The following is a 12377-nucleotide window of genomic DNA, read 5'->3' as shown; positions in this document are numbered from 1 at the left end:
TGCCAAGAACAGCGGGGGGCTGTCTGCCCCCCGCGCCCCCCGAGGATATTTGGGAACAGATGAGGGGCAAGCCGCCCGTGAGCGGGGGGATCTGCGCGTATGTTGAAACTGGAACGACGCCCGACCCCCTCGCAATTCTGGAGCAGGGCCACCCCGGTTCTGGCTGTCGCGCTGACCGTGGTGGCCGGGGGCATCATGTTTGCCTTGCTGGGCAAGAACCCGTTCGAGGCCATTCGCACGATCTTTTGGGATCCGCTGTTTGGCGAGTTTGCCTGGTATCTGCGCGGGCAACTGATGGTGAAGGCGGGGCCATTGATCCTGATCGCGGTCGGGCTGAGCCTTGGGTTTCGCGCGGGCATCTGGAATATCGGGGCCGAGGGGCAATATATCATGGGGGCCATTGCCGGCGCGGCCCTTGGCCTTGCGGTGTTTCCGACCGAGAACCGGCTGATCTTTCCGGCCATGGTCATGGCGGGCGCGCTTGGCGGCTGGGCCTGGGCGATGATCCCGGCGATCCTGAAGACGCGCTTCAATACCAACGAGATCCTGGTCTCGCTGATGCTGGTCTATGTGGCGCAAACGGTGCTGGCCATGGCCTCCACCGGGTTTTTGCGCAACCCAGAAGGCGCGGGCTTTCCGGGCAGCCGCAACTTTTCGGGCTATGAGGCGGCACGCAACGGCTTTCTGTGGGAAGGGGCGGGGCTGCATTGGGGCGGCGTGATGGCGCTGGCCACGGTGGTTGCGGCCTATGTGCTGTTGCAGCGCCATATCCTTGGCTTTCAGATCAAGCTGTCGGGGCAGGCGCCGCGCGCCGCGCGCTATGCAGGCGTGAAGCCTGACCGTCTGGTCGTGCTGTGCTTGGGGGTGGCAGGGGCGCTTGCGGGCATGGCCGGTCTGTTCGAGGTCAGCGGGCCTGCGGGGCAGATCAGCATCGACTTCAATTCGGGTTACGGCTTCACCGCGATCATCGTGGCCTTCCTCGGACGGCTCAACCCGGTGGGCATCCTGTTCGCGGGGCTGTTGATGGCGCTGACCTATATCGGCGGCGAGATGGCGGCGACCAATCTGGGTCTGCCTTCGGCGGCGATTCAGGCCTTTCAGGGGATGCTGCTCTTCTTCCTGCTGGCCTGTGACCTGTTGACGAACTTCCGGATCCGTCTGGCCAAGCGGGAGGCGCATTGATGTTTGGTGGTATTGACCCAAGCCTGCTGATTGCATCGCTGATGATGGCCTCGGTGCCGATCCTGCTGGCCGCCCTGGGGGAGCTGGTGGTGGAGAAGGCGGGCGTGCTGAACCTCGGGGTCGAGGGGATGATGATCATGGGCGCGATCTGCGGCTTCATCACGGCGGTGGAAACTGGCAGCCCCATGTTGGGCTTTCTGGGGGGCGCGGTGGGCGGTGCGGCGCTGAGCCTGCTATTTGCGGTGCTGACCCAGGTGATGCAGGCCAATCAGGTGGCGTCGGGCCTTGCATTGACGCTGTTCGGCATCGGGTTTTCATCGCTGCTGGGACAAAGCTATGTCGGCATCAAGCCACCGCATCTGGGGGCTGTGCCCTTCGGGCCGCTGGCCGATATTCCCTTTTTCGGCAAGGTATTGTTCGGGCATGACCTGTTTGTCTACCTGTCCATCGCCGCCGTGGCCGCGATCTGGGCCTTTTTGAAATATGCGCGTGGCGGGCTGATCCTGCGCGCCGTCGGTGAAAGCCATGACGCGGCCCATGCGCTTGGCTACAAGGTGGTGCGTATCCGCGTTCTGGCCATTGCGTTTGGCGGTGCCATGGCGGGTCTGGGTGGGGCCTATCTCAGCCTGATCCGGGTGCCGCAATGGGTGGACGGAATCACCGCAGGCGCGGGCTGGATTGCGTTGGCCATCGTGGTCTTTGCCAGCTGGCGGCCCTGGCGGGCGCTGCTGGGGGCCTGGCTGTTTGGCGGCATCACCGTGCTGCAGTTGAACCTGCAGGCCGCCCAGGCCGGGATCCCGGTCGAATATCTGTCGATGTCGCCCTATGTCATCACCATCCTTGTGCTGGTGCTCATGTCTTCGGGACGCGGCAAGACGGCCTTGAATGCCCCGGCCTGTCTGGGCCAGAATTTCCACGCGGCCCGCTGAGGCGGCGCGGATCCATCTGCGGCAGGGCACCCTGCCGCCACATCCAACCGGGGCAAAAGGCCCCTTCAGGGAGACGTAACATGAAACGCAGAACGCTTCTGGCGACCGCCGCTTTGGGCCTGTCGCTGGCCTTTGGCGGTGCCGCCCACGCGCAGGACAAGACCAAGGCCTGCTTCATCTATGTCGGCCCGATCGGCGATCTGGGCTGGTCCTACCAGCATCATCAGGGCGCGCTGGCGGTGCAGAAGGAATTTGGCGACAAGGTCGAGCTTGCCTGGCAGGAAAGCGTGCCGGAAGGGGCCGATGCAGAGCGCGTCATGACCCAGATGGCCCTTGGCGGCTGCGATATCATCTTCGCAACCTCGTTTGGCTATATGGATCAGGTGAACGCCGTCGCGAAGAAATTCCCGAATGTGAAGTTCGAACACGCGACGGGCTTCAAACGCGAATCGCCGAACGTCTCCACCTATAATGCCCGCTTCTATGAGGGGCGCGCGGTGCAGGGCCTGATCGCGGGCAAGATGACCAAGACCAACAAGATCGGCTATATTGGCTCGTTCCCGATCCCCGAGGTCGTCATGGGCATCAACGCCTATTACCTCCAAGCGAAGAAGGTGAACCCGAATGTCGAGCTTTCGGTGGTTTGGGCCTTCACTTGGTTCGACCCTGCCAAAGAGGCGGATGCTGCCAAGGCGATGATCGAACAGGGCGTCGACGTGATCGCGGCCCACACCGATTCGACCGCACCGCTGGCCGAGGCCGCAAAATCGGGCGGCAAGGTGATCGGCTTTGGCCAGGCCTCCGATATGGCCGATTACAAGCCGAGCCCGCGCGTCTCGTCGATCATCGACAACTGGGCCCCCTATTATGTGAAGCGCGTGGGCCAGGTCATGGACGGCACCTGGGATCAGGTCGATGTCTGGGCCGGTATCAAGGAGGGCGAAGTGGAGATCGGTGAAATCACCGATGCGATTCCGGCCGAATTGAAAGCCGAGGCCGAGGCCATGCGCGATGCCATCGCGGCGGGCACCTATCATCCCTTCACCGGCCCGATCAAAAAGCAGGATGGCTCCGACTGGTTGGCCGAAGGCGCAACCGCACCCGATGGCGATCTGCTGGGCATGAACTTCTTTGTCGAAGGCATCAAGGGCGATATCCCGAAATAAGACCATCCCTTGGTCGTAACGAAAGGCCCGCATCTTGCGGGCCTTTTGCATCTGCGGTGGGGCCTGCGTCATGCGGCGTCGCAAACAGGCGTGACGGTGCGGAATTCGCGGCGTAATCTGCCGATATGACACATGATTTCCTGATTATCGGCGGCGGTATCGCCGGCCTTTCGGCAGCGGCGGAACTGGCACCGCTTGGCGCAACCCTGGTCCTGGAGGCGGAGGCGCATCCGGCGCATCACGCCTCGGGCCGATCTGCCGCGCTTTATGAGCCGCGCTATGGCCTGCCCCCGGTGGTGGAGCTGTCGCTGGCCTCTCGGAATGGCTTCGACGCCCTGCGGGGGATGCTTCTGCCGCGCGGATTGATGGTCGTGGCGCGTGCCGATCAGCGGGCGGAGTTTGACCGCGACCTGACCGGCTTCATGCTGAAGGAAATTGCCCCCGAGGCCGCGCGCAGCATTGTGCCAATCCTCAACCCTGGGACGGTGGCCTTTGCCGCCATCGCCGATCACGCCTGGGATATCGACACCGATCTGCTGATCCAGACCCATATCAAGCGGCTGCGGGCGGCGGGGGGCACGCTGCGTTGCAACGCCCGCGTCAGTGCCATCACACGGCAGGGCGGTGTCTGGCAGATCACGACCCCCGCTGGCGTGGAAAGCGCGCGCATCTTGATCAATGCCGCCGGGGCATGGGCAGATCAGATTGCCGGCATGGCCGGGGTGGTGCCAAAGGGCATCACGCCCTATCGCCGATCCATGGCGCGGATCCCGGCACCCGGCGGTCAGGATGTGTCGGGCTGGCCGATGATCTTTGGCTGCGGCGAAAGCTGGTATGCCAAGCCCGATGCCGGGGCGCTGATCGTCTCGCCCGCTGAGGAGGATCGCGCCGCGCCGCATGACGCCTGGGCCGATGATATGGTGCTGGCCGAGGGGCTGGCGCGATACGAGGAGATGGTGACCGAGCCGGTGACCCGCATGATCGCCAATTGGGCCGGTCTGCGCAGCTTTTCCCCGGACCGTGTGCCGGTGATCGGCCGTGACCCCGGGCAGCCCGATTTCTTCTGGCTGGCAGGGCAGGGCGGCTATGGCTTCCAGACCTCGCCCGCCATCGCGGGGCTGGTGGCGGATCTGCTGGCCGACCGGCCAACCGCCTTTTCCGCAGCTTTGCTGGCGCAGCTTGCCCCGGATCGTTTCCGATAAGCCAGCCGATTTCGGCACGGCGATATTGGGCATTTCAGCGCGGTAGCGGGTGCCATCGCGCCGGCCCGGATTTCGCCGTGACATTCCTGCCCGCTTCGGCAACGATGCTGGCGGATTGTTCATGTCGAGGTTCCAATGCGCCTTTCTACCTATGCCTTTCTCGCCAGCCTGTCTGTTCTTGCAGCTTGTGGCGGGGGCGGCGCGCAGCGCCACGATGTGCCGGCCTCCATCGCGCCTGAGGTGATCACCGCGCCGGATTTCGCCGATGCCAGCCCCCATCCCGCCACCGCCACAGCAGCGCGCCGCTATGCGGTGCATGGCATTGACGTAGCACGCTTTCAGCAATCGGTGCATTGGCCAAGTGCGCGTGCGAGCGGGGTGAATTTTGCCTTCATCAAGGCGACCGAGGGCGGGGATATGGTGGATCCGATGTTCGCAAGCCACTGGCGCGGTGCCCACGCGGCCGGGGTGCGGCGCGGGGCCTATCACTTCTTCTACCATTGCCGCGCCCCCGAGGAGCAGGCCCGTTGGTTCTTCAAACATGTGCCGCGCCGCAGCGGCGATCTGCCGCCCGTGATCGATATGGAATGGACGCCGACCAGCCCGACCTGCACCATCCGGCGCAGCCCCGAGGTGATCCGCGCCGATGCCGAGGTGCTGATCCGCATGTTCACCCAGCATTACGGCACGGCCCCCGTCCTCTATACCACGGTTGATTTCTATGAGGACAACCAGATGTGGAAGCTGGGCGGCACCGATTTCTGGCTGCGCTCGGTCGCGGCGCATCCGTCAGATCGGTATCCGGGGCAGCATTGGGCATTCTGGCAATATACCTCCACCGGGTTGATCCCGGGGATCGAGGGCAAGGTCGATATCAACGCCTTTGCCGGCAATGCCACGGCCTGGGCTGACTGGCTGGCCCGGCGCGCGCAGCCGTGATCGGCCCAGGGCGGAGGAGGAGGGGGGCTGTCTGCCCCCCATGGAGCCTGCGGCTCCTCCCCCCGAGGATATTTTTTGAACAGATGAATGTGTGGGCGTCTCTCATTGGTTCAAAGATGTCCTCGGATTGGACGCGCGTCCGCAGGGGTGCTGCTTTGGTGAATTGCGCCTTTGGCCCAAGGGGGGGGCGCGATCGCCCCTTTGAGGCCATTCGTCGAATGGTTTGCCCGGCGGCTGGACCAAGTCCGCGCCCTTGCGTATAAGGCCGCCCATGATGTTCCGATCCGCGCAATCTGTGGCGCCCCTGCGGGCGTTCCGAATTACCGTCCCGGCGTGCTGACGAGCCGCCGGGTAAAGCCAGATTGCCTATGGCCCCGACCTGCGGGCCGCCCCCACCTGACATCTTCAAGGACGCCTTACCGATGTGCGCCGACACGCCCGATCTGAAATATCCCGTCTTCCTGCCCGAAACCGATTTCCCGATGCGTGCGGGCCTGCCCGCGCGGGAGCCGGGCTGGCTTGCCCGCTGGAACGAGATCGGCATCTATGACCGCCTGCGCGACAAGGCCAAGGCCAGCCCGCGCCCGCCCTTTACGCTGCATGACGGCCCGCCCTATGCCAATGGCCATCTTCATATCGGGCACGCGCTGAACAAGATCCTCAAGGATTTCATCGTGCGCAGCCAGCAGATGCTGGGCCATGATGCGCGCTATGTGCCGGGCTGGGACTGCCATGGCCTGCCGATCGAATGGAAGATCGAGGAACAGTATCGCGCCAAGGGGCTGGACAAGGACGCGGTGGATATCGTGACCTTCCGTCAGGAATGCCGCAAATTCGCCGAAGGCTGGATCGATATCCAGCGCGAGGAGTTCAAGCGTCTGGGTGTGACCGGCAATTGGGCCGATCCCTATCTGACGATGAACTTCCACGCCGAGGCGGTGATCGCCGAAGAGTTCATGAAATTCCTGATGAATGGCGCGCTCTATCAGGGGTCCAAACCCGTCATGTGGTCGCCGGTCGAGAAGACTGCGCTGGCCGAGGCGGAGGTGGAGTATCACGACCATACCAGCCATATGGTCTGGGTGCGGTTCCCGGTCATCCATGCCGCGCATTTCCCGGAACTGGATGGCTGCATCGACAGCCAACTGCTACAGGCCCGGGTGGTGATCTGGACCACCACGCCCTGGACCATCCCGCAAAACCGCGCGGTGTCTTTCGGGCCCGAGATCGCCTATGGGCTTTACCGCGTGACGGCGGTGGCCGAAGGCGCGACGTCGCAGGTCGGTGAAACCGTGCTGCTGGCTGACAAGCTGGCGGAAGAGGTGATGAAATCCGGCAAGGTGACCGGGTTCGAGAAGGTCCGTGTGGTCTCGGCTGAGGAGCTGCGCGGGCTGACCCTTGCCCATCCCTATCGCGGTCTGGCCGAGAACAAGGAATGGGATTACGACGTGCCCATGCTGCCGGGCGATCACGTCACCGATGATGCGGGCACGGGCTTTGTGCATACCGCGCCCTCGCACGGCGATGACGACTATCAGATGGGTCTGAAATTCGGCCTGCCGATGACCTACAATGTCGAGGCGGACGGGTCTTACCGCGCCGATCTGCCGGTCTTTGGCGGCCAGCACATCATCCTGCCCGATGGCAAGGAAGGCCCCGCCAATGTCAGCAATATCAAGGCGCTGCACGGCGCGGGCGCGTTGTTTGCCAAGGGCAAGCTGAAGCACAGCTATCCGCATAGCTGGCGCTCCAAGGCCCCGCTGATCTATCGCAACACGCCGCAATGGTTTGCCGCCATCGACCGCCCGCTTGAAGACGGCATGGGCACCTATGGCGACACGATCCGCAAGCGGGCGCTGAATTCGATCAACCAGCTTGTGCAGTTCACCCCGGTTTCGGGCCGCAACCGCCTGCATTCGATGATCGAGGCGCGGCCTGACTGGGTGCTGTCGCGCCAGCGCGCCTGGGGCGTGCCGCTGACCTGCTTTACCAAACGGGGCGCGAAACCGACCGATGCCGACTTCCTGCTGCGCAATGCAGAGGTGAATGCCCGGATCGCCGCCGCCTTCGAGGCCGAAGGCGCGGATGTCTGGTATGTGCAAGGCTTCAAGGAAAAGGTGCTGTCCGGCATCGTCGATCCGTCCGATTATGAACAGGTCTTCGACGTGCTGGATGTGTGGTTCGACTCTGGGTCGACCCATGCCTTCGTGTTGCGTGACCGCCCCGATGGCACCGGAGACGGCCTGGCCGATCTTTATCTTGAGGGCACCGACCAGCATCGCGGCTGGTTCCATTCCTCGCTGTTGCAGGGCTGTGGCACCAAGGGCCGCGCGCCGTATCGCGGCGTGCTGACCCATGGCTTCACGCTGGACGAGAAGGGCATGAAGATGTCCAAATCGCTTGGCAATACGGTCGCACCGCAGCAGGTGATCGACGAATATGGCGCCGATATCCTGCGGCTTTGGGTGGCGCTGTCCGATTACACAGTCGATCTGCGTATCGGGAAAGAGATCCTGAAAGGTGTCGCCGACAGCTATCGCCGGCTGCGCAACACCATGCGCTATGTGCTTGGCAATCTTGCCGGTTTCACCGAGGCCGAGCGTCTGCCGGTGGATCAGATGCCGGAGCTGGAGCAATGGGTGCTGCACCGTCTGGCGGAGCTGGATACCGAGGTGCGCAAGGGCTATGCCGCCTATGACTTCCAGGGCGTGTTCCAGAAGCTGTTTACCTTCTGCACCATCGACCTTTCCTCGGTCTATTTCGACATTCGCAAGGATGTGCTCTATTGCGACAGGCCCGACAGTATCCGCCGTCGCGCCGCGCGCACGGTGCTGGATATCCTGTTCCACCGCCTGACCTCGTGGCTGGCACCGATCCTTGTCTTCACCTGCGAAGAGGTCTGGCTGGAACGCTTCCCGGCCGATGGGTCTTCGATCCATTTGCAGGACATGCCCGATACGCCGAAGGACTGGCTGAATGAGCCGCTGGCGGCGAAATGGGCGCTGGTGCGGCAAGCGCGGCGCGTGGTGACGGCGGCACTGGAGGTGCAGCGCACCGCCAAGGTGATCGGGGCCAGCCTTGAGGCCGCGCCTGTGGTGCATATCGAGGATCCGACGATGCTGGCTGCGTTGAAATCGGTCGATTTCGCGCAGGTCTGCATCACCTCCGGCATATCGGTCAGCGCGGATCCTGCCCCGGCCGAGGCGTTCCGCCTGCCGGAAAGCCCCGGCATCGCGGTGGTTTTCGAGACAGCCGAGGGCGAGAAATGCGCGCGCTGCTGGCAGATCCTGCCCGATGTGAACACCCATGCACACCCGCATACCTGCGCCCGTTGCAATGGCGCGCTTGGCTGAGCGATCGCATTAGCAAGATAAGGGGCGGGCCTGTGGGTCCGCCCTTTTTCATGGCGCGTACTCTCAGGCTGAATGCGCAGGCTTCGGGTTTGCGGCGTGCCCTGTGCATGGCTAGATTGGCGAACAGAAAGTAGGAGAGTTGGTGATGCGGGATCAGGGTGCGAACCGACTGGAAACACCCTTTGGACCCGTCTCGCTGCGGGCAGAGGGCGGGGTTCTGGTCGCGCTCGATTGGCAGGCAGGCGATCAGGCCGATGCGCTGGAGGCCGAGGGGCTGCGCCAATTGGCCGAATATTTCGCGGGCACACGGCAGGTATTCGATCTGCCCTTTGACTGGGGGCAGGGGCTGCAGGCGGTTGTGCGCCGCGCCATGGCGGCCATCCCCTTCGGCGAGACCCGCACCTATGGGGAGATCGCCCGCGATGTCGGCGCGCCTGCACAGGCCGTAGGGCAGGCCTGCGGTGCCAATCCTTTGCCTTTGCTGATCCCGTGTCACCGGGTTCTGGGCCGCGCCACACTGGGCGGCTTTTCCGCCCCCGGCGGGGTGGAGACCAAGGTGGCGTTGCTGCGGCATGAAGGTGCGGCGGGTCTGTTGATCTGAGCCAGCGGGGGATCGGGGGGCACAGATGATCCGGGGGGACAGGTCGCTTTCGGCATAGCGCCAGCCCGCGTGGCATCGTATCGCTGGACGTGAGGCACTAAAGGCGCAGAGGAGCCACCGCGTGACGATCTGGGTTCTTCTGGCGGTGCTGGCGGCAGCCTTCCTTCATGCGTTGTGGAATGCGCTGATCCGCATCGGCACGTCGCGCGCGGGCGCGATGCTGGTGCTGTCGCTGGTGCAGATCCCCATCGGGCTGGCCATCGCCCTGCCGCGCGATGCCATGGTATCGGAGGCCTGGCCCTGGGTGATCGGATCCGGCGTCGTGCAATGCATCTACAAGGTATTTCTGGTGCTGGCGCATGAGCGGGGCGATCTGTCCCGTGTCTATCCGCTGTCACGCGGATCGGCACCGTTGATCGTGGCCCTGGTCGGGCTGTTCCTGCTATCGGACCAGATCAGCGCCGGGCAATATGGTGGCATGATCCTGCTGACCTTCGGCATCGCGCTGATGGCACGCGGCGTCTTTACCGATGGCGAAAGCCGCCAGATGATCCCTTTCGCGCTTGGCTCGGCGATGGCAACCGCCAGCTATACGTTGATTGACGGCATGGGCGCGCGGGTGGCGGCGGATGCGGCAACCTATGTGGCCTGGGTCTATGTGGCGGACGGCTTGATTTCCTCGGCCGTGCTGCTGGCCTGGCGCGGCGGTGCGGCGCTACCGCGTGTGGCTCGGGCCTGGGCGGTGGGGGCCTTTGCCTCGCTGGCCTCCTACGGGGCTTACGGCATTTCCATCTGGGCGATGACCAAGGCACCGATTGCGGTGGTGGCGGCTTTGCGCGAAACCTCGATCCTGTTCGCGGTGCTGATCGGCTGGCTGGTCTTTGGCGAGAAGATGACGCGCGACAAGGCGGCTGCCGCCATCCTGATCGTCATTGGCGTGATCGTCACCCGGCTTTAGCGGAGCTCAGTCGAACAGCCCGGCTTGCGTGGGGGCCTTTGGCGGCTCGATCCCGATATGACGCCAGGCTTTCATTGCCAGCATCCGCCCACGCGGTGTGCGCTGGATCAGGCCCTGTTGCAGCAGATAAGGCTCGATCACCTCTTCAATCGCATCCCGACTTTCCGACAAGGCTGCGGCGATGGTTTCCACCCCCACAGGGCCGCCGCCGTAATTTTCGGCCAGAAGCAGCATGTAACGCCGGTCTGCGCCATCAAGCCCAAGATTGTCGACCCCCATCCGGGTCAGCGCCTTGTCGGCAATGGCCCGGGTCAGGCGGCCATCGCCCTCGACCGTCACGAAATCCACCACGCGGCGCAGCAACCGTCCCGCGATGCGCGGGGTGCCGCGCGCCCGGCGGGCAATCTCGCGCGTGCCTTCGGGCAAGGGTGTAATGCCCAGAAGGCGGGCACCGCGCGTCACGATATGATCCAGCTCTTCCTCGGTATAGAATTGCAGGCGTGTCGGGATGCCGAAACGGTCGCGCAGCGGTGTGGTCAGCAGTCCAAGGCGCGTGGTTGCACCGACCAGCGTGAAGGGTTGCAGATCAATGCGCACCGTGCGCGCCGCAGGCCCCTCGCCAATCACCAGATCCAGCGCGAAATCCTCCATCGCGGGATAAAGCACCTCTTCCACCACGGGGGACAGGCGGTGGATCTCGTCGATGAACAGCACGTCTCGCGGTTCCAGATTGGTCAGGATCGCCGCCAGATCACCGGGCTTGGCCAGCACCGGGCCAGAGGTCATGCGGAAACCCACCCCCAATTCCCGCGCCATGATCTGGGCCAGCGTGGTCTTGCCAAGCCCGGGAGGGCCATGGAACAGCGTGTGATCCATCGCCTCGCCGCGCATTTTTGCGCTTTCGATGAAGATCGCCAGATTGGCCCGCGCCTCGGCCTGGCCCACGAAATCCGCCAGCACCTGCGGACGCAGCGCCCGATCATGATCTTCGGGCAAAGGCTCGGGGCGGAGGGCGGGATCGGATTGCATCATGCCGGAACAATCCCCGAACGCGGCGCGTTTGGCAAGGGTGCCCGGAACCTGTCAGCGCCGCACGCGGGGGATGTTGGTCCGGCCCGGCGGATCGGCAAAGGGCGAGGGCGGCTGTTGCGGGCGCGCTTGCGGCCCGGCCATCGCCATCAGCGCCCGGATGCGGTTTTCGGTGCTGGGATGGGTCGAGAACAGCGCATCCCGTGCATGGGCGTGCAGCGGGTTGATGATGAACATATGCGCCAGTGCGGGATTGGCCTCGGCCTGCCGGTTGTCGATGCCTTTGGCGAAGTGGTCGATCTTGCGCAGGGCCGAGGCCAGCCACATCGGCTGGCCGCAAATCTCGGCCCCGATCCGGTCGGCCTCGTATTCGCGACTGCGCGAGATCGCCATTTGCACGATGGCGGCGGCCATCGGCGCAAAGATCATCACCAGAAGCGAGGTCAGAACCCCGCCCGGGCGATCGCGATTGCCACCGAAGAAAAAGGCGAAATTGCCCAGCATCCCGATGGCCCCGGCCATGGTTGCGGTGATCGTCATGATCAGCGTGTCGCGGTTCTTGATATGGGCCAGTTCATGCGCCATCACCGCCGCCACCTCTTCGGCGCTCAGGCGTTGCAGCAACCCGGTCGAGGCGGCGACAGCAGCATTTGCCGGATCACGCCCGGTGGCAAAGGCATTGGGCTGGTCGCTGTCGATGATATAGACGGCCGGGCGCGGCAGGCCCGCGCCATCGGCCAGACGATTGACCATGCGCACAAAATCGGGTGCTGATTGTTCCGTAACCAGACGCGCGCCGGTCATCGACAGCACGGCGCGGTCGCTGCCCCACCAGGTCATCACGTTCATGACCGCAGCAATGACCAATGCGATCACCGCCCCGGTCGCCCCGCCGATCAGCTCGCCCGCCGTCATGAACAGCGCGGTCATGACCGCCATCAGCAGCGCCGTCTTGAAATATCCGCTCATCGCCGCTCCCTCGCTCTCTGTCCCCGATATGGGCAGAAGGCGGGCGCGG

The 12377-nt window shown here is 64.2% G+C and carries 10 protein-coding genes; 8 read left to right on the top strand and 2 right to left on the bottom strand.

Annotated features, from left to right (window positions below; translation table 11 throughout):
- The first annotated feature begins 99 nt into the window (after window positions 1-99).
- The 8 genes from GBJ34_RS02955 (at window position 100) to GBJ34_RS02920 (ending at window position 10330) form a co-directional block, all read left to right on the top strand.
- The gene (locus GBJ34_RS02955; RefSeq protein WP_151717764.1) at window positions 100-1182 is read left to right on the top strand and encodes an ABC transporter permease; all 1083 of its coding nucleotides are present in this window, start codon (window positions 100-102) and stop codon (window positions 1180-1182) included.
- Window positions 1182-2111, top strand: a complete 930-nt coding sequence (locus GBJ34_RS02950; RefSeq protein WP_151717763.1) for an ABC transporter permease — start codon at window positions 1182-1184, stop codon at window positions 2109-2111. The genes GBJ34_RS02955 and GBJ34_RS02950 overlap by 1 nt, the downstream gene beginning before the upstream one ends.
- 80 nt (window positions 2112-2191) lie before the next feature.
- Window positions 2192-3277 (top strand): BMP family ABC transporter substrate-binding protein, encoded by a 1086-nt coding sequence (locus tag GBJ34_RS02945; RefSeq protein WP_151717762.1) that lies wholly within the window; start codon window positions 2192-2194, stop codon window positions 3275-3277.
- Between the two features lie 125 nt (window positions 3278-3402).
- Window positions 3403-4479: an NAD(P)/FAD-dependent oxidoreductase gene (locus GBJ34_RS02940; protein ID WP_151717761.1), complete on the top strand. Its 1077-nt coding sequence runs from the start codon at window positions 3403-3405 to the stop codon at window positions 4477-4479.
- A 135-nt stretch (window positions 4480-4614) separates the two neighbouring features.
- Window positions 4615-5418 (top strand): glycoside hydrolase family 25 protein, encoded by an 804-nt coding sequence (locus GBJ34_RS02935; RefSeq protein ID WP_151717760.1) that lies wholly within the window; start codon window positions 4615-4617, stop codon window positions 5416-5418.
- A 422-nt stretch (window positions 5419-5840) separates the two neighbouring features.
- A complete protein-coding gene (ileS, locus tag GBJ34_RS02930; protein WP_151717759.1) occupies window positions 5841-8771 on the top strand; it encodes an isoleucine--tRNA ligase in 2931 nt (976 codons plus the stop codon).
- Window positions 8772-8916: 145 nt separating this feature from the next.
- Entirely contained in the window at window positions 8917-9372 is a 456-nt protein-coding gene (locus GBJ34_RS02925; protein WP_151717758.1) for a methylated-DNA--[protein]-cysteine S-methyltransferase, read from the top strand.
- Window positions 9373-9493: 121 nt separating this feature from the next.
- Complete coding sequence (locus tag GBJ34_RS02920; RefSeq protein WP_151717757.1) at window positions 9494-10330, top strand: DMT family transporter; 837 nt, start codon at window positions 9494-9496, stop codon at window positions 10328-10330.
- A 6-nt stretch (window positions 10331-10336) separates the two neighbouring features.
- Here the strand turns inward: GBJ34_RS02920 and ruvB are convergent, their stop codons facing one another.
- Together ruvB and htpX are read right to left on the bottom strand one after the other, a co-directional pair.
- A complete protein-coding gene (ruvB, locus tag GBJ34_RS02915; RefSeq protein ID WP_151717756.1) occupies window positions 10337-11362 on the bottom strand; it encodes a Holliday junction branch migration DNA helicase RuvB in 1026 nt (341 codons plus the stop codon).
- Window positions 11363-11413: 51 nt separating this feature from the next.
- A complete protein-coding gene (gene htpX, locus GBJ34_RS02910) occupies window positions 11414-12328 on the bottom strand; it encodes a zinc metalloprotease HtpX (RefSeq protein WP_151717755.1) in 915 nt (304 codons plus the stop codon).
- Between the last annotated feature and the right edge of the window lie 49 nt (window positions 12329-12377).

The organism is Gemmobacter serpentinus, assembly GCF_008973825.1.
GTDB classification, from domain to species: Bacteria; Pseudomonadota; Alphaproteobacteria; order Rhodobacterales; family Rhodobacteraceae; genus Gemmobacter; species Gemmobacter serpentinus.
This window is presented reverse-complemented; position numbering and strand designations above follow the sequence as displayed.